The organism is Aurantimonas sp. (assembly GCF_964217435.1).
In the GTDB taxonomy this organism is placed as follows: Bacteria; Pseudomonadota; Alphaproteobacteria; order Rhizobiales; family Rhizobiaceae; genus Aurantimonas; species Aurantimonas coralicida.
In genome coordinates this window covers 1-23,974 of sequence record NZ_CAXPJM010000023.1, presented here as the reverse complement: position 1 = coordinate 23,974, position 23,974 = coordinate 1, and the positions used below count along the sequence as shown (strand labels likewise).

Here is a 23,974-nt window from a genome sequence, read left to right as displayed (position 1 = left end):
GGACCTGGCGTTCGTGACGTGCGATGGCGCCGGGTGCTGCGAAGGTGCCGGTGCGGCGAGGCACACGCGGTGGCAGCGGTCCGGGCCGCTAGATTGTTGGCTCGGGCCGCGACCGTTTGTGCAGTGGCGGCGGTTTGGCATGGGTCCTCGGGTCAAGCCCGAGGATGACGCCGTCATCGGGTGATGCAGCTCCCCTACTGCACCGTGTCGAGGGTGATCGGTTCAAAACGCAGGCGTTGCTTCGTGCGCCGGCAAACGCTCCTACCCCACCGCGCGTCATCCTCGGGCTTGACCCGAGGACCCATGCCTCGACCGCGCCAATATCTTCTCCGTTGGAGAAGGCGCACGAAGGCGAACCGCCCGTGAGCGAAACCCCGACAACAGCCGGCTCCCGCCGCCAACCACCCACCCGCACCATGCCCGCTAGCCGCCGGCATGTCCCGCGAACCGGCGTTTCGCGATCCGGGCCAGTCGCCCGTCGATGGCGGCGAGGCCGGTGCCGATGAGGGCCATGCCGGCGAAATGCTGCAGTTCCAGCACTTCCCCGAGGACCAGCGAGCCAAGAACGATCGCGCTGACCGGGACGAGGAACGTCACGAGCAGAATGTTGGTGGCGCCGGCCGTCGCCAGGATGCGGAAATAGAGGACATAGGCCAGCGCGGTGGACAGGACGGCGATGCCCAGGATGGCGCCCCACGTCGCCGGGCCCGGCATGGCGAGGGTCCAGGGGCGGTCGACCAGGAGGGCAAGAGGGACGAGCATCACCGTCGAGGCCGTCACTTGGCCGGTCGCCGTCGCCATCGGCGCCACGCCCATGCGCCGGAAGCGGCGTCCGAAGACGCCAGCCAGGGCATAGGAGAAGGCCGCGGCGAGGCAGGCAAGCTGGGCGGCGATGTCGTTGCCAACGGTACGGAGGGCGGCGGGGCCGAGCATCACCACGACTCCGGCAAAGCCAAGCACCACCCCGGCCAGCCGGTGGCCGGTCATCTTCTCGTCGCGCGTCAGCACATGGGCGACCACCACCCCGAACAGCGGGGTCGTTGCATGGAGGATCGAGGCGAGGCCCGAGCCGATCTGCGTTTGACCCCAGACGATCAGGCTGAAGGGGACGAGATTGTTGAGGAAGCCCATGCCGACGAAGGCGGCCCAGATCCGCCCGTCACGCGGCAGGGCATGGCCGAGGACACGCATGACCGCCCACAGGATCGCCGCCGCCAGCCCGACGCGAAGGACGACGATGGTGAAGGGCGGCAGCTCGCGCACCGCAACGCCGGTGAAGAAGAAGGACCCGCCCCACAGGACGGACAACGCCAGCAGCATCGCCCATTCGGCCGACGTCATGCTGCGATTGGCGGGTGTCGGGATGGCGCGCACGGTCTGCTCCTCGGTTGAGGGACGTTAGTGGGGGCAATCGGGGGCGCCCACCCGATTTCCGGGGCGGCGACGGTTGTGGAGGGCGTTGAGCGCGGCGGCGGTGGCAGCGACTTGGCATGGGTCCTCGGGTCAAGCCCGAGGATGACGCGCGGTGATGGGGAATGATCATCCTGAGATGGCGCGGTGCTTCGGTCCGGCCCGGCCCGGTTCAGCGTTACGGTGACGGCGGGCCGCAACATTCACCCACGGCGTCATCCTAGGGCTTGACCCGAGGACCCATGCCTCACCGGTTCGGTCATCCGCTCCGTTGGCGGCCATCTACCCCGCTGCCGGCCATCCGCTCCGCTTCCCAATGCGGCCCCTCAGATCTCCACGAGCCGGTCGGGGATTTCGTTGGGATTGCGGTGGTCGCCGGGGAAGTGCTCGGTGAGGATGGCGCCGGCGGCGTGGGCGGCGGCGACGTAGCCGTCGGCCAGGCGATCGTCGGCGGCGGCGGTGACGAGGTCGGCGACAATGGCGTCCCAGCTCTCCTGCGGGACTTTCGCGGCGATGGCGTCGTCGGCGACGATTTCGGCAAAGCGCTCGGCTTCGGAGACGAAGATCAGGATGCCGGTGCGCCCCGCCGTGGTGTGCAGGTTATGAGCGAAGAACTGCTGCAGGGCCGACCGGTGCGCCCTGCGTTCGGCGATGGCGCGGGGCACGAAGGCCATGCGCAGGGTCCGGGACAGGGCGAAGGCCGCCAGCATGGCGAGGACGATGACGATCTGCCCGCCGAGGAGCGCTGCGGCCGACACCGTCACGTCGAAGAGCGGCGCCAGCAGAAGGGTGACGCCGGCCACCAGCAGGGCGATGGCGAGGGCGGCCGTCGCCGAGACGAAATGATAGCCGTCGCTGGCCCGGGCGAAGACCGCGTAGATCTCGCCGGTGGTGGCGATCTCGGCCTCGCGGATCGCCGAGGCGATGCGGGCGTGATCGGCTTCGGTGAAGGTCAGTCTTGCCATGGTCACCAGCTCCCCGACGATCCGCCGCCGCCAAACGATCCGCCGCCGCCGGAAAAGCCGCCACCCCCCGAAAAGCCGCCACCGAAGCCGCTGCGCGATCCCGACATGCGGCTCGCTTGACCGAGCGTCCAGACGATGCCGAGCCAGCGATAGCGGTTGCGCCCGACCTTCTTGCCGAAGCGGCGGGCAAGGCCGGTCATGGCAAAGGCGCCGAGAACGAGAATCCACACCCCGGCGAACATCAGGGTGAAGGCGATGCCGGCAAAATCCTCGCCGCTCCAGTCCTGGTTGCGTTCGGCCCGGGCCTGAAGCTCAGCCGCGTCGCCGGAGAGGACTTGGATGATGCCGTCGACGCCGCGGCTGATGCCACCTGGATAATCGCCGCCGCGAAACGCCGGCAGGATGTCGTTCTGGATGATCAGCGAGGACAGGGCGTCGGTGAGGGTGCCTTCGAGCCCGTAGCCAACCTCGATGCGCACCTCGCGGTCGTCGCGGCTGACCAGGAGGACGACGCCGTTGTTCTCCTCCGCCTGGCCGATGCCCCATTCGCGGCCGAGCCGGTTGGCGTAGTCGGCGATCTCGGCGCCCTGCAGGTCGGGAACGGTGACGACCACGACCTGGTCGCTGCCCTGTGCCTCGAAGGCGGCCAGCTTCTCGGTCAGCGCCGTCTCGGTGGCCGGATCGAGAAGATCCGCCGTGTCGACCACCCGGCCGGTGAGGGGCGGGAACTCCTGCGCGGCGGCAGGCGCGACCAGCGCAAGGACGGCCGCCAGCACCAGAAGGCGGCCCAGCGCGGCGAGCGTGCCGCGTCCACCTGCCATCGACATTTGCCGGATCCGATCCATGGGCTCGGGCCTTTCGGTCAGTTGGCTGCCAGCCGGCTCACTGGCCGAAATCGACCTTCGGCGGCGTCGCCGAGCCGGCGGTCGCGGTGAAGGGCTCCATCGGCTGGGCCTCCGGATAGAAGAAGGAGGCGATCCAGCGGCCGGGGATCGTCCGCAGCTCGGTGTTATAGACCCGGACCGCCTCGATATAGTCGCGGCGGGCGACGGAGATCCGGTTCTCGGTGCCCTCGAGCTGGCTCTGCAGGGCAAGGAAGTTCTGGTTGGACTTGAGGTCCGGATAGGCTTCCACCGTCGCCAGCAGCCGCGACAGGGCGCCGCCGAGCTGGTCCTGCGCCGCCTGGAATTTCTGCACCATGGCCGGGTCGCTGAGCTGGTCGGCGTCGACGGTGATCTGGGTCGCCTTGGCCCTTGCCTCGACCACCGCCGTCAGGACCTCGCGCTCCTGGGCGGCGAAGCCCTTCACGGTCTCGATCAGATTGGGGATCAGATCGGCCCGGCGCTGATACTGGTTCTCGACCTGCGACCACGCGGCGCGCGCCTGCTCCTGGTAGGTCGGAATGGCGTTGATCCCGCAAGCCGACAGCATCGGCGCCATGAGCGCCACGACGAGGGCGGTCAGATACGGGCGAAGCCGGAGCGGCGGAAGGATCTTGGCAGCGGACAGCATCGACGGTCTCCGGTCAAAAGAGCTTGTCCGGCATGTCTAGCGCATCCGGCCGTAGCGCAGAAGACAATCGTTGCGTCCGGGCTGTTGCCCTCGCGGGGGTTTTGCGACAGAGCTTTCCCATGACCCGGCCTCACGACGACGACGCGCAGCAGCGCGAAGCCAAGGCGATCCTGGAACGCATCCGGCAGGAAACGGAGCCGCAGATCGGTGCCCATACCTTCTCGCTCCTGTTCCGCACCCGCGACCATTTCATGGCGACCGACGCCGACCCGAACGACCGCATCGAGGTCATCGGCACGCGGATCGGCCGGCTGGCCGGCATTGTCGGCTTCATCGTGTTCGGGCTCATGCTCGCCGATTTCCTCATGCGTTCCTGAACATCCGACATGTCGATAGCCGCGTCTTCCGCCCATCACGACCGTCCGGCGGTCATCTGCGTCTCCAGCCATGTGGCGCGCGGCACGGTGGGCAACCGGGCCGCCGTCTTCGCGCTGGAATCGCTGGGGTTCCCGGTGTGGTCGGTGCCCACCGTGACGCTGCCCTGGCATCCGGGACACGGACCGGCGACGCGGATCGTGCCGCCGGCCGGCGATTTCGCCGCGCTGATGGACGATCTGGCCGGATCGCCCTGGCTCGGCGAGGTCGGGGCCGTGCTGACCGGCTATTTCGGCGATGGCGACCAGGTCGAGCCGACGGCGCGGCTGGTGGAGGCGGTCAAGCGCGCCAATCCCGGTGCCACCTATATCTGCGACCCTGTGCTCGGCGATCGCGGGCGCATGTACCAGTCGCAGGCGACGGTCGACGCGATCCGCGACCGGCTGATCCCGCTGGCCGACATCGCGACGCCGAACCGCTTCGAGCTGGAATTCCTCACCGGGCTGGAATTCACCGACAATTCCCATCTGATCGAGGCGGCGGCGACGCTCGGGCCCGAGGCCGTCGTGGTCACCTCGGCCTTCCCGATGCTGCGCGGCGGCATCGGCAATCTTCTGGTGCGCGATTTCCAGGCCATTCTCGCCGAACACCGGGTGGTGGAGAATGCGCCCCACGGGCTCGGCGACCTGACGGCGGCAGTGTTCCTAGCCCGCACCCTGTCGGGCGCCAAGGGCGAGAAGGCGCTACAGAGCGCGACCGCGACGGTGTTCGAGATCTTGGCGCGGACGACCAAGCGCGGGGCCGACGAACTGACGCTGGAGACCGATACGGACAGCCTCAAGCATCCGATGGCGATGGTGCAGATGCGCCGCCTGGCCTATCCGGGCGGCGGCCGGCGCGCCTGAACTGCGAGGTCGCGTGGATTTCACGTGAAACATCGCTTGCCGTCGGCGCTGCCTGTATCTAGTTCGAGGAACGCGTCCCCGCGACGACAGCGGGGCGGGCCCGGCCTGATTGATTGCGCCGGGGCAAGCCGGTAGTGATCTGATCATGACGAAGTATCTTCCCGACCATCTCCTCAACGGCTATCGCGCCTTCCTGGCGAACCGCCTGCCGCAGGAGCGCGACCGCCTGCGCGACCTGGCCGAGCAGGGCCAGCATCCCAAGACCATGGTGATCGCCTGCTGCGACTCCCGTGCCGCGCCGGAAACCCTGTTTGACGCCGCGCCGGGCGAGATTTTCGTGGTGCGCAACGTCGCCAATCTGGTGCCGCCCTACGAGCCGGACGGCGAGTATCACGCAACCTCGGCGGCGCTCGAATTCGCGCTGCACGCCCTGAAGGTCGAGCATGTCGTGGTCCTCGGCCATGGCGGCTGCGGCGGCATCCACGCCGCGCTGTCGCCGTCGGCCGAGCCGCTGTCGCCGGGCGATTTCATCGGCAAGTGGATGAGCCTGCTCGATCCCGTGTCGAAGGCCGTCGGCGCCAACGACCACATGACGGCGCGCGAGCGCCAGGCCGCGCTGGAGCGCATCGCCATCCGCTATTCGATCGCCAATCTGCGCACCTTCCCGACGGTCGAGGCGCTGGTGAAGGAAGGCAAGCTGTCGCTGCACGGCGCCTGGGTCGACATCGCCTCGGGCGAGCTGTGGGCGATGGACCCGGACACCGGCGATTTCCAGCGTCCGCTGGCCGGCGAGTGACCGGGTCGTTTGCTGCGCCGCACCGGGCGATTTGCGTGTGACAATGGCCACAATCGCGTGCTTGCGTTACGTTTTGGCACAATGGCATCTTGCGAAATGATCGCAGGGTTCGATCTATGGATGCGACGGACCGGCCGGCAGGTCGGATTGGCGAGGGACAGACATGCCGGGGAAAGTCTTCAATGACGCATAAGATGAAAGCCGGAGCGGCCGTCGTGGCACTGCTCCTCGTGGCGGGCTGCTCGCGGTCGATGCCGGAGATGGGACGCGACACCGGGCCGGCTCCGCTGCCGCCGGCACCTGCGGGCCGCGTGTCGGCCGACCAGCTGCCGCCACCCCCGCCGCCGCCGCCGCCCGGCGCCAGCACCAACGCCTCGGCCGACTTCAATGCCTCGGCCGGGACAGACGGCGACGCGACCGCTGAGGCCGGCGGGAACACCCAGGTCGCCTCGACCAGCTCCGAGCCGCTGTCGCGCACCAGCATGACCGGCTTCTACCAGGTCTCGGCCAGCGGCGGGAACTGCCGGGTCGGCCTGACGCTGACCCAGTATGACGAGAACTACAACGCCGCCTCGATGGGCTGCCCGGGCCGTCTGGCGGATGTGCGCCGCTGGTCCACCACCGGCAACCAGCTGCAGCTCAAGGATACGTCGGCGAACGTGATCGCCACCCTGACCTCGTCGGGCAAGAACCGCTTCACCGGCCAGACCACCACGGGCGTGCCGGTCGAGCTGTACCGCTAGAACGACCTAGAGACGATCGACGCCGGCCCGAACGACGCGGCCGGCGTCGCCGTATCGGCCGTTTTCCAGTCGTTGAGTCGTGAAGGCGTATCAGTGGCCGTGAATGCCAGGGAAAAGTCGCGCGGGCCGGTCCGGTCGGCGCTGGAACGCCTGATCGTCTCGGGCGAGATCGAGGCGGATTCGATCCAGCGCAGGCTGGCCGACAAGCTCGACCATCTCGACCAGGTCCTGTCGGCCGACATGGTCGCCTCCAAGAAGAGCGCGCTCGGCTGGCTGTTCGGCAAGAAGCGCGAAGCCGATCCTATCCGCGGGCTCTACATCTACGGCGATGTCGGCCGCGGCAAGACCATGATCATGGACATGTTCTTCCGCAGCGCCTCGGTCGCGGCCAAGCGTCGGGTGCATTTCCACGCCTTCATGGCCGATGTCCACGAACGGATCGGCGCGCACCGGGCGGCGGTCAAGGCGGGCAGCGCCAAGGGCGACGACCCGATCCCGCCGGTGGCGCGGCAGATCGCCGACGAAGCGCGGCTTCTGTGCTTCGACGAGTTCACCGTCACCGACATCGCCGACGCGATGATCCTGTCGCGGCTGTTCAAGGCCTTGTTCGACAATGGCATCGTCCTCGTCGCCACCTCCAACGTCGCGCCGGACGACCTGTATCGCGACGGGCTGAACCGCGGCCTGTTCCTGCCCTTCGTCGATACGCTGAAAGAGCATGTCGAGATCTTCGAGCTCGACGGGGCCGACGACTATCGCCTGGCGGTGCTCGGACGGGACGATCTCTATGTCACGCCCCTCGGCGAGGCTGCCGATGCGCAGCTCGACACGATCTGGACCCGGCTCCTCGACGGCACGAAGGAGACGTCGGCCTCGCTCTCGGTGAAGGGTCGCACCATCGCGGTTCCGCGGGCCGGCAACGGCGCGGCGCGTTTCGCCTTCGACGACCTCCTGACCCGCGCACTCGGGGCGCAGGACTTCCTCGCTTTGGCACGGCGCTACCACACGCTCGTTCTCGACCGGGTTCCGGTGATGGCCGAAGCCGAGCGGAACGAGGCCAAGCGGTTCATCACCCTGGTCGATGCGCTCTATGACGGCGGGCGCCGCCTGGTGATCTCGGCCGAGGCGCCGGCCGACCAGCTCTACCGCGCCCGGTCGGGCACCGAGAAGTTCGAGTTCGACCGGACCATCTCGCGGCTCCACGAAATGCGCAGCGCGGAATATCTCGAACGCAACGCGGTTCCGGGCGCCTAGGCCAGCCGGCGATTGCAGGGCTGCGGCCGGTTTGTGCATCCGGTTGCGGCTGGATCGGGGGTCCTGGCCCCGGCTTGACCGTCGCCCGTTTCGGCGGTTCGGTGGCCCATGAGGCCCTGCGAGGCCTGCAATTGGCCCTGTGGACGAATGTTTCTGCGCCGACACGGACTTCTTGCGCTCTGGTGCTTCCGCCTTGATCGGGCTTGCCAATTGCTTTTACGTTTACGTAACCCCCAATGCATCTAACCGTTTGAATTCCTTGAGGCCCGTTTTCGCCGGTTGCATAAGCTACCGGTGCGGTCTATTGCCATGCCGCAACGGGGGCACCGTTGCGATGTCTTTCGTCCACTCGCTCGCGCGCGCGGAAGAACTCGCTGCGGCTGTCCCGGACAAGGTCGGATTCGGCGAGACGGGCGACACTCTCCCTTTTGCTGTGTTCGAAGACCATCCAGGCGGTTGCCGGCGCCGTTGCGGCCCGGCCTGCAGCAGAAGGATCAGCCCGTGGCACGCAAGAAGATCGCACTCATCGGTTCCGGCATGATCGGCGGCACGCTGGCGCATCTCGCCAGCCTGAAGGACCTCGGCGACGTCGTCCTGTTCGACATCTCCGAGGGGACGCCGCAGGGCAAGGCCCTCGATATCGCCCAGTCCGGCCCGGTCGAGGGCTTCGACGGCCATCTGTCGGGCGCCAACGACTATGCGGCCATCGAAGGCGCCGATGTCTGCATCGTCACCGCCGGCGTGCCGCGCAAGCCGGGCATGAGCCGCGACGATCTTCTCGGCATCAATCTCAAGGTCATGGAGCAGGTCGGCGCCGGCATCGCGAAATACGCGCCCGACGCCTTCGTCATCTGCATCACCAACCCGCTCGACGCGATGGTCTGGGCGCTGCAGAAGTTCTCGGGCCTGCCGAAGTCCAAGGTCGTCGGCATGGCCGGCGTCCTGGATTCCTCGCGCTTCCGCACCTTCCTCGCCGACGAGTTCAAGGTCTCGGTGGAGGACGTCACCGCCTTCGTTCTCGGCGGCCATGGCGACACGATGGTGCCGCTGACCCGCTATTCCACCGTGGCCGGCATTCCGCTGCCGGATCTGGTCAAGATGGGCTGGTGCTCGGCCGAGCGGCTCGAGGAGATCGTCCAGCGCACCCGCGACGGCGGCGCCGAGATCGTCGGCCTGCTGAAGACCGGCTCGGCCTATTACGCGCCGGCCTCCTCGGCGATCCAGATGGCCGAGAGCTTCCTGAAGGACAAGAAGCGCGTCCTGCCCTGCGCCGCCGCCCTCAAGGGCGAGTACGGCCTGAAGGACATGTATGTGGGCGTGCCCTGCGTCATCGGTGCCGACGGCGTCGAGCGGGTGATCGAGATCGAGCTGGATTCCGACGAGAAGGGCCAGTTCGAAAAGTCGGTTGCCTCGGTGCAGGGGCTCATGGAAGCCTGTCAGGGCATCGCGCCCAATCTCAAGTAAGCCAGTGACCGGATCCGTGTCCTCCTCTCTCTCGCTGATGGGCGGCGTCCTCGCCGCCCTGACGGTGCCGGCCGCGGCACTGGCGGGCGAGAGCGTCTACACGGATCTGGATCTCGACGCCTGCGAGACCGTCGCCATCGCCGCCGAAGACGGTGGCTCGGGCGAATGGATCTGTCCCGGCATCGAGGGCCGGGCGGTCTTCGTCTCCGAGGGCGATCTGCGCGTCTCGATCGGCTTCGGCGCGGTGCCGGAATTCCAGAGCTTCGCCCCGTTCAATTCGCTCGGATCGACGATCGAGTGGCGGGTGGACGAGCGCGGTGCGCCCTATGCGGCGATCGTGCGCTATCATCTCGACGGCGCCGATGTCGGCGAGACGAGCGACGTGCTCTTCGTCTCGCGCGTCGGCAATGGCGAGACGCCCGGCTGTGCGGTGGCCGTGCTCGATGCTGGCAACGAACAGGCGAACGGCATGGCGCGCGGCGCCGCCGATCTCAGCAACATCTTCCAATGCGGACGCGACCGGCCGGTGCTCATCGGCACGGCCGGCGGTCCCGCCTCATCCTTCGGCGGTCTGCAATGACCGTTTCTCCCATCATGCCGGATCGTTCCCGCCGGCAGGCTTCTCAAAAGGAAGGCACTTCATGAACATCCACGAGTATCAAGCCAAGGAAGTCCTCAAGGGCTTCGGCGCGCCGGTCGCCAGCGGTGTGCCGATCACGCAGGTCTCCGAGGCGGAAGCCGCCGCCCGGCAGCTGCCCGGTCCCCTCTATGTCGTGAAGAGCCAGATCCACGCCGGCGGCCGCGGCAAGGGCAAGTTCAAGGAACTCGGCCCGGACGCCAAGGGCGGCGTGCGCCTCGCCAAGTCGGTCGAGGAAGTCGTCCAGCATGCCACCGAGATGCTCGGCAACACGCTGGTCACCGCCCAGACGGGCGATGCCGGCAAGCAGGTGAACCGCCTCTATATCGAGGACGGCGCCGATATCGACCGTGAGCTGTATCTCTCGATCCTCGTCGACCGCGCGGTCGGCCGGGTGGCCTTCGTCGCCTCCACCGAGGGCGGCATGGACATCGAGACCGTCGCCCACGAGACGCCGGAGAAGATCATCACCGTCGCCATCGACCCGCTCGAGGGCGTGACCGAGGCGGATGCCGGCAAGCTGTGCGACGCGCTCGAGCTCGACGGCGCGGCCCGCACCGACGGCATGTCGCTGTTCCCGATCCTCTACAAGGCGTTCACCGAGAAGGACATGAGCCTTCTCGAGATCAACCCGCTGATCGTCATGACCGACGGCCGCCTGCGCGTCCTCGACGCCAAGGTCTCCTTCGACGGCAACGCGCTGTTCCGCCACGACGACATCAAGGCGCTGCGCGACGAGAGCGAGGAAGACGCCAAGGAGATCGAGGCGTCGAAATACGACCTCGCCTATGTTGCCCTCGACGGCGACATCGGCTGCATGGTCAACGGCGCCGGCCTCGCCATGGCGACGATGGACATCATCAAGCTCTACGGCAAGGAGCCGGCGAACTTCCTCGACGTTGGCGGCGGCGCCGACAAGGCGAAGGTGACGGCGGCGTTCAAGATCATCACCGCCGATCCGGCCGTGAAGGGCATCCTCGTCAACATCTTCGGCGGCATCATGAAATGCGACGTCATCGCCGAGGGCGTGGTCGCGGCCGTCAAGGAAGTCGGGCTGAAGGTGCCGCTGGTCGTGCGCCTGGAAGGCACCAATGTCGACAAGGGCAAGGCGATCCTCAACGACAGCGGCCTCGCCATCACCGCGGCCGACGATCTCGACGACGCAGCCAAGAAAATCGTTGCGGCGGTCGGCTGATGCGATCCGGCCGCCCGATCGGCGCGGCCGCCATCCCGACTGCTGACTGACCCTCTACGGAGTTCCCCAGAACCCATGTCCATTCTCGTCGACAAGAACACCAAGGTCATCGTCCAGGGCCTGACCGGCAAGACCGGTTCCTTCCACACCGAGCAGGCGCTGGCCTATTACGGCACGCAGATGGTCGGCGGCACCCATCCCAAGAAGGGCGGCGAGATGTGGGAGGGGCAGTCCGACGGACGCACCGTCCAGCTGCCGATCTTCTCCTCCGTCGTCGAAGCCCGCGACAAGACCGGCGCCACCGCCTCGGTCATCTACGTGCCGCCGGCCGGCGCCGCCGCCGCCATCGAGGAGGCGATCGACGCCGAGATCGGCCTGATCGTCTGCATCACCGAGGGCATTCCGGTGTCCGACATGGTCCGGGTGAAGGCCAAGCTCGACAAGTCCAAGTCGCGCCTGCTCGGCCCGAACTGCCCGGGCGTGCTGACGCCGGAGCAGTGCAAGATCGGCATCATGCCGGGCAACATCTTCAAGACCGGCAATGTCGGGATCGTCTCGCGCTCGGGCACGTTGACCTACGAGGCGGTCTTCCAGACCACCAATGAAGGGCTCGGCCAGACCACGGCTGTCGGCATCGGCGGCGACCCGGTTAAGGGCACCGAGTTCATCGACATGCTGGAGATGTTCCTGGCCGACGACGAAACCAAGTCGATGATCATGATCGGCGAGATCGGCGGTTCGGCCGAAGAGGAAGCCGCGCAGTTCCTCAAGGACGAGGCCAAGAAGGGCCGCTCCAAGCCGACCGTCGGCTTCATCGCCGGCCGCACGGCGCCCAAGGGCCGCACCATGGGTCATGCCGGCGCGGTCGTCTCCGGCGGCAAGGGCGGTGCCGAGGACAAGATCGCGGCGATGGAATCGGCCGGCATCCGCGTGTCGCCGTCGCCGGCACAGCTCGGCAAGACGCTGGTCGAGCTGCTTAAGGGCTGATCGTCCGGCTCACGTCGGACAGGCGGGGCGTCCACGCGATGCCCCGCGACAGGAACGGGTTCCCGCGTCACGGCAATGCCCGAAACGCGGGGAAGAAGGATCGAAACACGGGTGCCGGCCGCGATTCGCGCGTCCGGCATCATCGATGAATCGCTGATAGGAGACGGCCCCCGAACGGTGGTCGCAACGATACGATGGCACGCAATCAGGCGAACGAAACCTTCGCGCTCACCTCGTTCCTGTACGGCGGCAACGCCGACTACATCGAGGATCTTCACGCCCGCTACGAGACCGATCCATCCTCGGTCCCGGCCGAATGGAGCGACTTCTTCAAGGAGCTGAAGGACGATCGCGACGACGTCATCAAGAGCGCGGAAGGTCCCTCCTGGGAGCGGGCCAACTGGCCGATCGCCGCCAATGGCGATCTGGTCTCGGCGCTCGACGGCGACTGGGGCCCGACGGCCCAGAAGATCGAGGCCAAGGTCAAGCAGAAGGCGCAGGAATCGGGCGTCGACCTGTCCAGCGCGGCCGTCCAGCAGGCGGCGCAGGATTCGGTCCGCGCGATCATGCTGATCCGGGCCTACCGCGTGCGCGGCCATCTGCACGCCAAGCTCGACCCGCTCGGCATCGCCAAGCCGGCCGACGACGACTACAACGAATTGTCGCCCCAGGCCTACGGCTTCACCGAGGCCGATTTCGACCGCAAGATCTTCATCGACAAGGTGCTCGGACTCGAATTCGCGTCGATCCGCGAGATGGTCGACATCCTCGAGCGGACCTATTGCACGACGCTCGGCGTCGAGTTCACCCACATCTCCAATCCGGAGGAGAAGGGCTGGCTGCAGGAGCGGATCGAGGGCCCCGACAAGGGCATCGCCTTCACCGAGCAGGGCAAGAAGGCGATCCTCAACAAGCTGATCGAGGCCGAGGGCTTCGAGAAGTTCCTCGACGTCAAGTACAAGGGCACCAAGCGCTTCGGCCTCGACGGCGGCGAGTCGCTGATCCCGGCGCTGGAGCAGATCATCAAGCGCGGCGGCCAGCTCGGCCTCAAGGAGATCGTCTTCGGCATGGCCCATCGCGGCCGCCTGAACGTTCTCAGCCAGGTCATGGCCAAGCCGCACCGGGCGATCTTCCACGAGTTCAAGGGCGGCTCCTACAAGCCCGAGGACGTGGAAGGCTCGGGCGACGTGAAGTACCATCTGGGTGCCTCGTCGGACCGCGAGTTCGACCAGAACAAGGTGCATTTGTCGCTGACCGCCAACCCGTCGCATCTGGAGATCGTCGATCCCGTCGTGATGGGCAAGGCGCGCGCCAAGCAGGATGCCATTGCCGGGCGCACGCGCACCGAGCTCGTGCCGCTCGACACCCGCTCCAAGATTATGCCGCTGCTCATTCACGGTGACGCGGCCTTCGCCGGCCAGGGCGTGGTGGCCGAATGCTTCGGCCTGTCCAGCCTGCGCGGCCACCGGGTCGCCGGCTCGCTGCACTTCATCATCAACAACCAGATCGGCTTCACCACCAATCCGCGGCTGTCGCGCTCCTCGCCCTATCCGTCCGACGTGGCGAAGATGGTCGAGGCGCCGATCTTCCACGTCAACGGCGACGATCCGGAAGCCGTGGTCTACGCGGTGAAGGTGGCGACCGAATACCGGATGAAGTTCCACAAGCCGGTCGTCATCGACATGTTCTGCTACCGCCGCTACGGCCACAACGAGGGCGACGAGCCGGCGTTCACCCAGCCGATCATGTACAAGGCGATCCGCCAGCATCCCACGACGCTGGAGATCTACACCAAGAAGCTGATCGCCGAGGGCGTCGTCTCCGAGGCGGATGTCGAGGAGCGCAAGGCCGAGTGGCGCAAGACGCTGGAGGCCGAGTTCGAGGCCGGCCAGTCCTATCTGCCCAACAAGGCCGACTGGCTGGACGGCGCCTGGGCCGGCCTGCGCAAGGCCGAGGAAGTCGACGAGCCGCGCCGCGGCGTGACCGGCGTGCCGCTGAAGACGCTGAAGGAGATCGGCGCCAAGCTGTCGGCCGTGCCGAAGGGCTTCAACGTCCACCGCACCGTCAAGCGCTTCCTCGACAACCGCTCCAAGATGATCGAGAGCGGCGAGGGCATCGACTGGGCGACCGGCGAGGCCCTGGCCTTCGGCACGCTGGTGACGGAAGGCCATCCGGTCCGCCTGTCGGGCCAGGATTCGGAGCGCGGCACCTTCTCGCAGCGCCACTCGGTGCTCTACGACCAGGAGGACGAGACCCGCTACGTACCGCTCGCCCATCTGGCCAAGGGGCAGGCGATCTACGAGGTCATCAACTCGATGCTCTCGGAAGAGGCGGTGCTGGGCTATGAATACGGCTATTCGCTCTCCGAGCCGAATGCGCTGACCCTCTGGGAAGCCCAGTTCGGCGATTTCGCCAATGGCGCGCAGGTGGTCTTCGACCAGTTCATCTCGTCGGGCGAGCGCAAATGGCTGCGCATGTCGGGCCTCGTCTGCCTGCTGCCGCATGGCTACGAGGGGCAGGGGCCGGAGCATTCCTCGGCCCGGCTGGAGCGCTTCCTGCAGATGTGCGCCGAGGACAACATGCAGGTCGCCAACGTCACGACGCCGGCAAACTATTTCCACATCCTGCGCCGGCAGCTGAAGCGCGACTTCCGCAAGCCGCTGATCCTGATGACGCCGAAGTCGCTGCTGCGCCACAAGCGGGCGGTGTCCGACCTGTCGGAGATGTCCGGCGACACCTCGTTCCATCGCCTGCTCTGGGACGATGCCGAGATGCGCAAGGATTCGCCGATCAAGTTGGTCAAGGACGACAAGATCCGCCGCGTCGTGATGTGCACCGGCAAGGTCTATTACGACCTTCTGGAGGAGCGCGAGAAGCGCGGCACCAACGACGTGTATCTCCTGCGTCTCGAGCAGCTCTACCCGTTCCCGGCCAAGGCGCTGATCCACGAGCTCGCCCGCTTCAAGCAGGCCGAGATGGTCTGGTGCCAGGAAGAGCCCAAGAACATGGGTGCCTGGTCCTTCGTCGACCCCTATCTGGAATGGGTGCTGGAACATATCGGTGCCGAGAAGCGTCGCGTCCGCTATACCGGACGCAACCCCGCCGCCTCGCCGGCGGCCGGCACCATGTCGACGCATCAGGCGCAGCTGGCGGCCTTCCTCGAAGACGCCCTCGGCTGAGCCACCCAGACGCCGCGCTGAAACAAGGTCGTCCCGACCGAACCCGACCAGAAGAGATCTGAAGAGCGATGAGCACCGAAATCAAAGTCCCGACGCTGGGTGAATCCGTTACCGAGGCCACCATCGGCCAGTGGTTCAAGAAGCCCGGCGACCGGGTCGAGATGGACGAGACGCTGGCCGAGCTGGAAACCGACAAGGTGACGGTCGAGGTGCCGGCTCCCGCCGCCGGCGTGCTCCAGGACATCGCCGTGCCGGAAGGCGAGACCGTCGCGGTCGGCACGGTCATCGGATCGATCGGCGAGGGCACCGGTTCGGATGCCGGCACCACGGCGCCGACGGAGAAGCCGAAGAGCCAGGAAGCCAGGGCGGATGCCGGCGGCGAGACCAAGGCCGATTACGGCGGCGGCGCCAAGGGCGATGCCGCATCACCCACGCAGGAAGCCGGCAAGGGCTCCGGCGAGATGCCGGCCGCACCGTCGGCCCGCAAGATGATGGAAGAGAAGGGCCTGTCCGACGGCGACGTCGCCGGCTCCGGCAAGCGCGGCCAGGTGCTCAAGGGCGATGTCCTCGAGACCATCGCCCGCGGCGCGCCTTCCAGCCCGCAGGAAAAGCCGCAGGTTCCCGCTGCCCGCGCCCCGTCCGCCGGCGACGACGAGAGCCGCGAGGAGCGGGTCAAGATGACTCGCTTGCGCCAGACCATCGCCCGGCGCCTGAAGGACGCGCAGGACACGGCCGCCATGCTGACCACCTTCAACGAGGTGGACATGACCGCGGTCATGGAGATGCGCAAGAAGTACAAGGACCTGTTCGAGAAGAAGCACGGCGTGAAGCTCGGCTTCATGGGCTTCTTCACCAAGGCGGTCTGCCACGCGCTGAAGGAAGTCCCGGCGGTCAATGCCGAGATCGACGGCACCGACCTGATCTACAAGAACTACGCCCATATCGGCGTCGCCGTCGGCACCGCCAAGGGCCTCGTCGTGCCGGTGGTGCGCGATGCCGACCAGATGTCGATCGCCGAGGTCGAGAAGGAGATCGGCAGGCTCGGCCTGATGGCCCGTGACGGCAAGCTCGGCGTGTCCGACATGCAGGGCGGCACCTTCACCATCTCCAATGGCGGCGTCTACGGCTCGCTGATGTCGACGCCGATCCTGAATGCGCCGCAGTCGGGCATTCTCGGCATGCACAAGATCCAGGAGCGGCCGATGGCCATCGGCGGCCAGGTGGTGATCCGGCCGATGATGTATCTGGCGCTCAGCTACGACCACCGGATCGTCGACGGCAAGGAGGCCGTGACCTTCCTCGTGCGGGTCAAGGAGAGCCTGGAAGATCCCGAGCGTCTGGTCCTCGACCTCTAGGCGTTTGGCGAAGGACACATGCGTCCGGCCGGGATGGACCCGGCCGGCCCTGAGTTTGAGTAAGGGAGTACGGCCTGATGGCTGACGGAGTGATGATCGTGACCGGCGGCTCGCGCGGGATCGGCGCGGCCACTGCAAAGGCCGGCGCCAAGGCCGGCTATGCGGTCGTGGTCAATTACGCGTCCAACGAAGCCGCCGCCAATGCGGTCGTCGCCGACATCGAGGCCGCCGGTGGCAAGGCCGTCGCGGTCAAGGGCGATGTCGGTGTCGAGGCCGACATCCTGGCGATCTTCGAGGCCGCCGACCGGCTCGGCCCGCTCACCGCATTGATCAACAATGCCGGCATCGTCGACGAGGCCGGCACGCTGGCCGACATGACGGTCGAGCGGCTGGAGCGCATGTTCCGCATCAACATCACCGGCAGCATCCTGTGCGCCCGCGAAGCGGCCAAGCGCATGGGCAAGAGCCATGGCGGCAAGGGCGGCGCGATCGTCAATCTGTCGTCGGTCGCGGCCAAACTCGGCGGACCGGGCCAGTATCTCGACTATGCCGCCTCCAAGGGCGCCATCGACACGTTGACCGTTGGGCTCGCCAAGGAACTCATCGACGACGGCATCCGCGTCTGCGCGGTGCGTCCGGGCATCATCGATACCGACATCCACGCCTCGGGCGGCCAGCCGGACCGGGTGGCCCAGCTCGGGCCCGGCCTGCCGATGAAGCGCGCGGGCACGGCGCAGGAAGTCGCCGGCGCCATCCTGTGGCTTGCCTCCGACGCGGCCAGCTATTCGACCGGCGCGATCCTCGACGTGTCCGGCGCACGCTCGATCTGGCCGTGATCCAACGATCCGCGCTGCAAGCCATCGCAGCGTAGCGGCTTCCATCAACGCATGGCCACGATCGCAGAAGACGGGCCGGCAGAAGGACGCGCAGCATGGAAACCGAGATCGCCGCGACGTTCGCCGCAACGCCGATGGAGCTGACGCTCCTCGGCTGGTCGGTGATCCTGGGGCTTGTCATGCTGGCCGTCCACATCGTGACGGCGATCCCCGCCATCGGCCCGAAGACCGCCGCCTCGTCGCGCGAGGGTGACCCGCGGCCGACCGGGGGACTGGCCGGCCGCGCCCGGCGCGCCTTTGCCAATTACATGGAAACCTACCCGTTCTTCGCCGCGGCGATCCTCGGCCTGATCGTGTCCGGCCAGACCGGCGGGCTCGGGCTGACCGGCGCCCAGCTCTGGTTCTGGGCCCGCGTCGCCTATGCGCCGATCTATTATGCCGGCATCCCTGTCATCCGCACCCTCGCTTTCGTGATCTCGATCATCGGGCTGATCCTGATGGTCTATGATCTTCTCGCCTGACGTTGGCTCCCGCCGACCTTATCTTCAAGACACCGGGCCACGGCCCACACCGCACGAACAGGACTGGACATGGCTGAACCCTTCGACCTCGTCGTCATCGGATCGGGACCCGGCGGATATGTCTGCGCCATCAAGGCGGCGCAGCTCGGCCTCAAGGTCGCCGTCGTCGAAAAGCGCAAGAGCTACGGCGGCACCTGCCTGAATGTCGGCTGCATTCCGTCCAAGGCGCTGCTCTATGCGTCGGAAATGTTCGCCGAGGCCAATCACAGCTTCGGCGAGCTCGGCATCGCCGTCGAGCCGAAGCTCGAACTGTCGAAGATGCTGGCCCACAAGGACAAGACGGTGAAGTCGAATGTCGACGGCATCGCCTTCCTGTTCAAGAAGAACAAGATCACCGGCGTCATCGGCACCGGCCGGATCAAGTCGGCCTCCGAGGTGGAGGTGGCGAAGGAAGACGGCACCACCGAGACCCTGTCGGCGAAGAACATCTGCATTGCCACCGGTTCGGACGTCGCCGGAATTCCCGGCGTCGAGGTCGCCTTCGACACCGACACGATCGTCTCCTCGGACGACGCCATCGCGCTGCAGAAGGTCCCGGAGACGATGGTCGTCGTCGGCGGCGGCGTGATCGGGCTGGAGCTCGGCTCGGTCTGGGCCCGCCTCGGCGCCAAGGTCACCGTGGTCGAGTATCTCGACAAGGTGCTCGGGCCGATGGACAGCGAGGTCTCCACCGCCTTCCAGAAGCTGATGGTCAAGCAGGGCCTCACCTTCAAGCTCGGCGCCAAGGTCACCGCGGTGACGAAGTCGGACAAGGGCGCCTCGGTCAGCTTCGAGCCGGCCAAGGGCGGCGAGGCGGAGACGCTGGACGCCGACGTCGTGCTCGTCGCGACGGGCCGCAAGCCGTTCACGGCAGGTCTCGGTCTCGAAGAGGCGGGCGTCGCGCTGGACGATCGCGGCCGGGTCGAGATCGACGCGCATTTCAAGACCAATGTCGACGGCATCTATGCCATCGGCGACGTGGTGAAGGGTGCGATGCTCGCCCACAAGGCCGAGGACGAGGGCGTCGCACTGGCCGAGATCCTCGCCGGCCAGGCCGGCCACGTGAATTACGACGCGATCCCGTCGGTGGTCTACACCTCGCCGGAAGTCGCCTCGGTCGGCAAGACCGAGGAGGAGCTGAAGCAGGCGGGCGTCGCCTACCGTGTCGGCAAGTTCCCCTTCATGGCGAATGGCCGCGCCCGCGCCATGCTGCAGACCGACGGTTTCGTGAAGTTCCTGGTGGACGCCGAGACGGACCGGGTGCTGGGCTGCCACATCCTCGGCGCCGATGCCGGCGATCTCATCGCCGAGGCCGGGCTGCTGATGGAGTTCGGCGGATCGTCCGAGGATCTCGCACGGACGTCGCACGCCCATCCGACCCTGTCGGAAGCCATGCGCGAGGCCGCCTTCGCGGCCTTCGCCAAACCGATCCATATATGACCGAAGCGCCGGGCGGGATCGCCCGCCGGCGTTTCACGTGAATCATTTCGCGCCATGAAAAAGGCCCGGCCGCCAGAAGCAGCCGGGCCTTCTCTCGTTAAGGTGCGCGCGATCAGCTCTTCTTGTCGGGCGTCGCGACCGGTGCGGTGTCGGTGCCGGTCGTGTCGGCGGTGACGATCGGGGTCATCGGCGCGTCGGCCGTGACATGCGACGCGCAGGCGGCGACCGCTCCGGTGGAGGCGGCGGCCAGGAGGCCGGCGCCCAGCGTGACAGCGAGAAAGGATTTCATGCGGCATGTCTCCTTGGCTGTTGCGATCCCCAAAGCTTAAGGTCGCCACGCCCGCTCCGGCCAGCGCCGATATGCCGGGCGTCTTCACGTTTCGGTGCAGTCGCGTCGGAGAATGCCGGCCTGCCCCCGGTTGTCCGCACAGGCTCAGTCGGCCCGGGTGACGGTCCAGCCGGCCTCGCGCAGCAGCGCGACGATGCCCTCTTCGCCCGGCAGATGCAGGGCGCCCACCGCGACGAAGGCGCCGCCCGCCGTCAGCATCGGCTGCATGCGCTCCGCCATGCGGCGGTTGCGATCGGTCACGATGCGCTCTTCGAACTCGGCATAGCCGTCGCCGGCGCCGACCAGCACCCCGCCATTGGGGATCGCCGCCTCGATGGTCGGCATGATCATGGCGATTCGCCCGTCGACATAGAGCGAGACCATGGTCTCCATGACGTCGGGCAGGTGCTCTGCCAGATCGACCGTGGCGATGAGGCCTTCGAGCTGCAGCTCCATCGGCAGGGAGGCGAGGGCCGCCAGCTGCTCGGCCGACGTCTCGAGGCCCTCCACCGGCTTGCCCGCAGCCATGGCGCGCTGCGCAAGGGCCGCGTCGAGCACCGCCGCGCCTTCAGCGCGATGCGCCATCTCGCAGGCCGGGAGCATCAGGCTGATCGACAGGAACCAGGGCTGCAGGGTGCGCACGGCATGGAACGGCATGCCGCGGGCGTCGAGAGCGGCCCTGATTCGGGCCTCTTCCTCGTCGGAGAGAAGATCGGCCAGCGTCTGGCCCTTCGGCAGATTGATCAGCCCGGGATGGGCGAGAAACGCGGCGGCGGCCTTTGCCGGCTCCAGGACGTCGGTGGTCTCGATCACCAGGCGCCGGGCATCGGTCAGCGCGGCCTCGGCAGCCTCGCCGAGCGCCAGCACACGCGCATCGGCCAGATGCATGGTGCCGAGAAGAAAGGATGGCGGCACGCCCGGCTTCTCGATGCGGAACAGCTTGCCCTCGCCATTGACGGTCCGGGCCGCTTCCGCCTCGACCGCGGCGAGCCTGCCATCGGCTTCGAGCGACGCCAGGAGATCGGTCGCCTTGCAGGTCCCGGCGTCGGCCGCCTGCGCCGCGGCGATGCCGGCAAACAGCAGGGCGAGAAGCGCAAGCGGCACCATGAGGCACAGGCGTTCGAGACGGCGCAGGACCGTGTCGGACGGGGGCAGGCGATCGGGTGCGGCGACGGCGGAAATCAGGTGCAGCATGGCGCGAGCCTAGGCGGCAATTGCGACCAAAGACCTAAGCATCGGGGGGCGATTCAGCCGGCGCGCCGGCGCCGGGCGCGGGGATGGGCGTCCTCGTAGATCGACATCAGCCGGGCCTGATCCACCGCCGTATAGTTCTGGGTGGTCGACAGGCTGGCATGGCCGAGCAGATCCTGGATGGTGCGCAGGTCGCCGCCGCCGGCGAGGAGATGCGTCGCGAAGGAATGGCGCAGCGCATGGGGCGTCGCACTGTCGGGCAGGCCGAGAACGCCGCGCAACCGCGCCATGGCGCGCTGGACGATCTGCGGCTGCAACGGCCCGCCGCGCGCGCCGCGAAACAGCGCGTTGTCGGCGTTGAGCGGATAGGGGCAGAGGCGGCGATATTCGGCGACCGCCTCCAGCACGGCCGGAAGCAGTGGCACCAGCCGGGTCTTGCCGCCCTTGCCGGCGACCGGCATCGAACGGGCCGTCGCGTCGCTGAGCGCATCACCGGGCAGCGACAGGGCTTCGGAAATGCGCAGGCCGCAGCCATAGAGCAGGGTCAGAATGGCGACGTCGCGGGCCGCGATCCAGGCCTCGGCGGCAAAGGCGCCGGCCTCTTCCGTCACCGCCATCGCATCGCCGACGGTCAGTGGGCGCGGCAGCGATTTCGGCTGTTTGGGCGCCCGCATCGCCTTGGCCCCGGCCGAGGAGGCAAGGCCCTTGCGCTCCAGATGCCGGATGAAGGACCTGACGCCGGCAAGCCCCCGGCCCATGGTCTTGGCACCCGCCCCATCACGGCGCCGGGCGGCGAGGAAGCCGCGCAGATCGGCCGTTTTCAGATCCGCGAGATCGGCCAGCTGCGCCGGGCGCGCATGATAGTCGGTGAGGAAGATCAGGAACTGGCGCAGATCGCGCTCATAAGCCTCGACCGTATGCGGGCTGCTGCGCCGCTCCTCGGCGAGAATCGTCAGCCAGGCCGCCTTCTCGTCGAGAAGCGGGCGGGTCGCGTGGATGAGCGTCGTCTGCGTCAACGCGGTGTCTCCTGCTGCCGCCGGTCCCGCGGCGTGCGCGCAGGTTCCGCCAGCCTATCGCCGCTTTGGTGAACGCATCGTGTTCGCCGGAACTGTTGCGGGCGCCGACGGTTGTTGCGGCAAGGCGGGCCGACCTCCCATTCGGCCGCTGCCACAAACGCAGCGGCCCGGTCGGCGCCAGATCAAGGAGATTCTCATGAAACGGCATGCAACGGCAATCTGGAAGGGCGCACTCGGGGACGGAACCGGCGCGATCACCACGCAGTCGGGCGCGCTGTCCGACCATGGCTATTCCTTCAAGGCGCGTTTCGAGGACGAGAGCGGCAAGTCGGGCACCAACCCGGAGGAATTGCTGGCCGCGGCCCATGCCGGCTGCTTCGCGATGCAGCTGTCGCATTTCCTCGCCGAGAACGGCACGCCGGCGCAGGAGCTGAAGGCCACCGCCACCGTGAATGTCGAGCAGGTCGAGGCCGGCTTCGAGATCAAGTCCAGCGCCATCGTCCTGGAAGCGACGGTCCCGGGGATCGAGCAGGGCAAGTTCGACGAACTCGCCAACACCGCCAAGGAAGGCTGCCCGGTGTCCAAGGCCCTCGGCGCGATCAGCGTGACGCTCGACGCCAAGCTGGTCTGAGCCGGCCCGCATCGCAGGCGCAAAAACTGTAATGATTCGGCCCGTGCCCGAGAGGACGCGGGCCGATTTGCGTTAGGCCGTCTCCCCGCGTGAGGGGCGGTCAGTCCTTCCGGCGCTTGCGGCCATAGAGTTCGAGCCGGTGCGAGACGATCTCGTAGCCCAGCTCGCGGGCGATCTCTTCCTGCAGCTTCTCGATGCGATCGGAGCGGAATTCGATGACCTCGCCCGATTCGATGTCGATGAGGTGGTCGTGGTGATCGCCGTCGGCGCGCTCGAATCGCGACGGACCGCCCTCGAAGACATGGCGCTGGATCGCGCCCTTCTCCTCCAGGAGCTTCATGGTGCGGTAGACGGTGGAGAGCGAGATCGACGGATCGATCGCCGCGGTGCGCCGGAAGATCTCCAGCGCGTCGGGATGGTCGCCGCCATCGGCGAGAATCGTGAGGATGATCCGCCGCGGCCGGGTGATGCGGACACCGGCGTCACGCAGGATGCGTTCGTAACGGCCCGGCGGGTTCGCCTCGGTCCTGTCGCCCATCTGCCTGTCCCCGTGCCAACCCCGTCGCGCCTCTTCAGGCCTGTCGTTCCGGCCTAATACCAAACGGCGCGAAAGGAAAATCCGGACGCCGGGCCAGCTGTCCGGCAAAAGCCGACAGCCGTGCGACCGCGCCGCGTGTTGTCTCCCTCCTGCGTCGGGGCTGACGACGGCACCAAGGGGAAGGCTCCTGCAGGGCCCTGTGGGGCGATCCCCTCGCGCCGTGGGCTTCCGCAAGCCGGGGCCCTTTGTGAATCCGCGATGACGCCGGGGAAGCCTGCGGGGCAGGCGATCTGGCCTGTTTCGGAAAAGTTCGCTTCCGTCGTTTTTTCCAAAAAGCCGTGTTGACTTCGAAAGCGGGGAGGGCCTATAAGCCACTCATCGACGGCGAGGGCGCCGCCGGCGAGCCCTTCGGTTCGCTCTGGTTTTGGCCCCGCCGCAGACATCCAGAAGAGTTCGCCGGAAACGGCTGGTCTTCGACAGGGTCCAGGGGGTGGAAGTCCCGGACGGCCCGCCGCCATCGTTTGTTCGCTGGCGTGCTCTTTGAAAACTGAAGATTGAGAAGAAAGAGAAGCGTGGGCGGCGGATTGTTTGCCTGGAGCTTCGTGTCGGTTTCCTTTCCGATTGCGAGGCATCCATGAGAGAACGATCGATCGTTAT

At 67.4% G+C, this 23,974-nt stretch carries 23 protein-coding genes; 15 read left to right on the top strand and 8 right to left on the bottom strand.

All coding sequences use genetic code 11. The features are described from left to right. Positions 1–423 precede the first annotated feature (423 nt). The 4 genes from ACEQX1_RS10415 to ACEQX1_RS10400 form a co-directional block, all read right to left on the bottom strand. On the bottom strand, positions 424–1,341 hold the full coding sequence (locus tag ACEQX1_RS10415) for a DMT family transporter (RefSeq protein WP_370195863.1): 918 nt from the start codon (positions 1,339–1,341) through the stop codon (positions 424–426). A gap of 395 nt (positions 1,342–1,736) precedes the next feature. Further along, positions 1,737–2,375, bottom strand: a complete 639-nt coding sequence (locus ACEQX1_RS10410; RefSeq protein WP_370196807.1) for a TPM domain-containing protein — start codon at positions 2,373–2,375, stop codon at positions 1,737–1,739. 2 nt (positions 2,376–2,377) lie between these two features. Beyond that, positions 2,378–3,202 (bottom strand): YgcG family protein, encoded by an 825-nt coding sequence (locus ACEQX1_RS10405; RefSeq protein WP_370195860.1) that lies wholly within the window; start codon positions 3,200–3,202, stop codon positions 2,378–2,380. A gap of 55 nt (positions 3,203–3,257) precedes the next feature. Further along, the gene (locus ACEQX1_RS10400; protein ID WP_024352186.1) at positions 3,258–3,887 is read right to left on the bottom strand and encodes a LemA family protein; all 630 of its coding nucleotides are present in this window, start codon (positions 3,885–3,887) and stop codon (positions 3,258–3,260) included. A 119-nt stretch (positions 3,888–4,006) separates the two neighbouring features. Here ACEQX1_RS10400 and ACEQX1_RS10395 point away from each other — a divergent pair, with 119 nt between their 5' ends. The 14 genes from ACEQX1_RS10395 to lpdA all read left to right on the top strand — a co-directional run bounded on the left by ACEQX1_RS10395 (position 4,007) and on the right by lpdA (position 19,613). Then, positions 4,007–4,264: a hypothetical protein gene (locus ACEQX1_RS10395; protein ID WP_024352185.1), complete on the top strand. Its 258-nt coding sequence runs from the start codon at positions 4,007–4,009 to the stop codon at positions 4,262–4,264. A 9-nt stretch (positions 4,265–4,273) separates the two neighbouring features. Further along, positions 4,274–5,167, top strand: coding sequence for a pyridoxal kinase PdxY (gene pdxY, locus ACEQX1_RS10390; protein WP_187392743.1), 894 nt, complete (start codon positions 4,274–4,276; stop codon positions 5,165–5,167). Between the two features lie 145 nt (positions 5,168–5,312). Beyond that, positions 5,313–5,963 (top strand): carbonic anhydrase, encoded by a 651-nt coding sequence (locus ACEQX1_RS10385; protein ID WP_024352183.1) that lies wholly within the window; start codon positions 5,313–5,315, stop codon positions 5,961–5,963. Positions 5,964–6,178: 215 nt separating this feature from the next. Beyond that, positions 6,179–6,706: an AprI/Inh family metalloprotease inhibitor gene (locus tag ACEQX1_RS10380; protein WP_370195861.1), complete on the top strand. Its 528-nt coding sequence runs from the start codon at positions 6,179–6,181 to the stop codon at positions 6,704–6,706. 93 nt (positions 6,707–6,799) lie between these two features. After that, positions 6,800–7,960, top strand: coding sequence for a cell division protein ZapE (gene zapE / locus ACEQX1_RS10375; protein ID WP_370195862.1), 1,161 nt, complete (start codon positions 6,800–6,802; stop codon positions 7,958–7,960). Between the two features lie 501 nt (positions 7,961–8,461). Continuing rightward, positions 8,462–9,424 carry a malate dehydrogenase gene (gene mdh, locus ACEQX1_RS10370; protein WP_024352180.1) on the top strand — a complete coding sequence of 321 codons (963 nt, stop codon included), beginning with the start codon at positions 8,462–8,464 and terminating at the stop codon, positions 9,422–9,424. Positions 9,425–9,440: 16 nt separating this feature from the next. Continuing rightward, positions 9,441–10,004, top strand: a complete 564-nt coding sequence (locus tag ACEQX1_RS10365) for a hypothetical protein (RefSeq protein WP_370195600.1) — start codon at positions 9,441–9,443, stop codon at positions 10,002–10,004. Positions 10,005–10,065: 61 nt separating this feature from the next. After that, complete coding sequence (gene sucC / locus ACEQX1_RS10360; protein WP_370195601.1) at positions 10,066–11,256, top strand: ADP-forming succinate--CoA ligase subunit beta; 1,191 nt, start codon at positions 10,066–10,068, stop codon at positions 11,254–11,256. A 75-nt stretch (positions 11,257–11,331) separates the two neighbouring features. Then, entirely contained in the window at positions 11,332–12,243 is a 912-nt protein-coding gene (gene sucD, locus ACEQX1_RS10355; protein WP_024352177.1) for a succinate--CoA ligase subunit alpha, read from the top strand. 194 nt (positions 12,244–12,437) lie between these two features. Next, positions 12,438–15,422 (top strand): 2-oxoglutarate dehydrogenase E1 component, encoded by a 2,985-nt coding sequence (locus tag ACEQX1_RS10350; protein WP_024352176.1) that lies wholly within the window; start codon positions 12,438–12,440, stop codon positions 15,420–15,422. Positions 15,423–15,490: 68 nt separating this feature from the next. After that, positions 15,491–16,777 (top strand): 2-oxoglutarate dehydrogenase complex dihydrolipoyllysine-residue succinyltransferase, encoded by a 1,287-nt coding sequence (odhB, locus tag ACEQX1_RS10345; protein WP_370196806.1) that lies wholly within the window; start codon positions 15,491–15,493, stop codon positions 16,775–16,777. 77 nt (positions 16,778–16,854) lie between these two features. Then, positions 16,855–17,613, top strand: coding sequence for an SDR family oxidoreductase (locus ACEQX1_RS10340; protein WP_230786889.1), 759 nt, complete (start codon positions 16,855–16,857; stop codon positions 17,611–17,613). Between the two features lie 95 nt (positions 17,614–17,708). Continuing rightward, the gene (locus ACEQX1_RS10335; protein ID WP_230786887.1) at positions 17,709–18,134 is read left to right on the top strand and encodes an MAPEG family protein; all 426 of its coding nucleotides are present in this window, start codon (positions 17,709–17,711) and stop codon (positions 18,132–18,134) included. Positions 18,135–18,203: 69 nt separating this feature from the next. Beyond that, complete coding sequence (gene lpdA, locus ACEQX1_RS10330) at positions 18,204–19,613, top strand: dihydrolipoyl dehydrogenase (protein ID WP_370195605.1); 1,410 nt, start codon at positions 18,204–18,206, stop codon at positions 19,611–19,613. Positions 19,614–19,725: 112 nt separating this feature from the next. Here the strand turns inward: lpdA and ACEQX1_RS10325 are convergent, their stop codons facing one another. From ACEQX1_RS10325 to ACEQX1_RS10315, 3 genes are all read right to left on the bottom strand, one after another. Further along, the gene (locus ACEQX1_RS10325) at positions 19,726–19,902 is read right to left on the bottom strand and encodes a hypothetical protein (RefSeq protein ID WP_370195606.1); all 177 of its coding nucleotides are present in this window, start codon (positions 19,900–19,902) and stop codon (positions 19,726–19,728) included. 144 nt (positions 19,903–20,046) lie between these two features. Beyond that, on the bottom strand, positions 20,047–21,135 hold the full coding sequence (locus ACEQX1_RS10320) for a TraB/GumN family protein (protein WP_370195607.1): 1,089 nt from the start codon (positions 21,133–21,135) through the stop codon (positions 20,047–20,049). A 53-nt stretch (positions 21,136–21,188) separates the two neighbouring features. Then, entirely contained in the window at positions 21,189–22,148 is a 960-nt protein-coding gene (locus tag ACEQX1_RS10315) for a tyrosine recombinase XerC (RefSeq protein ID WP_370195608.1), read from the bottom strand. 196 nt (positions 22,149–22,344) lie between these two features. On the opposite strand from ACEQX1_RS10315, the gene ACEQX1_RS10310 reads away from it, so the two are divergent. Beyond that, positions 22,345–22,779 carry an OsmC family protein gene (locus ACEQX1_RS10310; protein ID WP_187392755.1) on the top strand — a complete coding sequence of 145 codons (435 nt, stop codon included), beginning with the start codon at positions 22,345–22,347 and terminating at the stop codon, positions 22,777–22,779. A 100-nt stretch (positions 22,780–22,879) separates the two neighbouring features. Here ACEQX1_RS10310 and ACEQX1_RS10305 read toward each other — a convergent pair whose 3' ends face one another. After that, complete coding sequence (locus tag ACEQX1_RS10305) at positions 22,880–23,317, bottom strand: Fur family transcriptional regulator (RefSeq protein ID WP_370195609.1); 438 nt, start codon at positions 23,315–23,317, stop codon at positions 22,880–22,882. Positions 23,318–23,974: the final 657 nt, after the last annotated feature.

Excerpts from the sequence above, each read along its gene's own strand:
- ACEQX1_RS10415 (WP_370195863.1), bottom strand. The coding sequence starts at position 1,341 with ATGACGTCGGCCGAATGGGCGATGCTGCTGGCGTTGTCCGTCCTGTGG.
- ACEQX1_RS10410 (WP_370196807.1), bottom strand. The coding sequence starts at position 2,375 with ATGGCAAGACTGACCTTCACCGAAGCCGATCACGCCCGCATCGCCTCG.
- ACEQX1_RS10405 (WP_370195860.1), bottom strand. The coding sequence starts at position 3,202 with ATGTCGATGGCAGGTGGACGCGGCACGCTCGCCGCGCTGGGCCGCCTT.
- ACEQX1_RS10400 (WP_024352186.1), bottom strand. The coding sequence starts at position 3,887 with ATGCTGTCCGCTGCCAAGATCCTTCCGCCGCTCCGGCTTCGCCCGTAT.
- ACEQX1_RS10395 (WP_024352185.1), top strand. The coding sequence starts at position 4,007 with ATGACCCGGCCTCACGACGACGACGCGCAGCAGCGCGAAGCCAAGGCG.
- pdxY (WP_187392743.1), top strand. The coding sequence starts at position 4,274 with ATGTCGATAGCCGCGTCTTCCGCCCATCACGACCGTCCGGCGGTCATC.
- ACEQX1_RS10385 (WP_024352183.1), top strand. The coding sequence starts at position 5,313 with ATGACGAAGTATCTTCCCGACCATCTCCTCAACGGCTATCGCGCCTTC.
- sucC (WP_370195601.1), top strand. The coding sequence starts at position 10,066 with ATGAACATCCACGAGTATCAAGCCAAGGAAGTCCTCAAGGGCTTCGGC.
- sucD (WP_024352177.1), top strand. The coding sequence starts at position 11,332 with ATGTCCATTCTCGTCGACAAGAACACCAAGGTCATCGTCCAGGGCCTG.
- ACEQX1_RS10350 (WP_024352176.1), top strand. The coding sequence starts at position 12,438 with ATGGCACGCAATCAGGCGAACGAAACCTTCGCGCTCACCTCGTTCCTG.
- odhB (WP_370196806.1), top strand. The coding sequence starts at position 15,491 with ATGAGCACCGAAATCAAAGTCCCGACGCTGGGTGAATCCGTTACCGAG.
- ACEQX1_RS10340 (WP_230786889.1), top strand. The coding sequence starts at position 16,855 with ATGGCTGACGGAGTGATGATCGTGACCGGCGGCTCGCGCGGGATCGGC.
- ACEQX1_RS10335 (WP_230786887.1), top strand. The coding sequence starts at position 17,709 with ATGGAAACCGAGATCGCCGCGACGTTCGCCGCAACGCCGATGGAGCTG.
- lpdA (WP_370195605.1), top strand. The coding sequence starts at position 18,204 with ATGGCTGAACCCTTCGACCTCGTCGTCATCGGATCGGGACCCGGCGGA.
- ACEQX1_RS10325 (WP_370195606.1), bottom strand. The coding sequence starts at position 19,902 with ATGAAATCCTTTCTCGCTGTCACGCTGGGCGCCGGCCTCCTGGCCGCC.
- ACEQX1_RS10320 (WP_370195607.1), bottom strand. The coding sequence starts at position 21,135 with ATGCTGCACCTGATTTCCGCCGTCGCCGCACCCGATCGCCTGCCCCCG.
- ACEQX1_RS10310 (WP_187392755.1), top strand. The coding sequence starts at position 22,345 with ATGAAACGGCATGCAACGGCAATCTGGAAGGGCGCACTCGGGGACGGA.
- ACEQX1_RS10305 (WP_370195609.1), bottom strand. The coding sequence starts at position 23,317 with ATGGGCGACAGGACCGAGGCGAACCCGCCGGGCCGTTACGAACGCATC.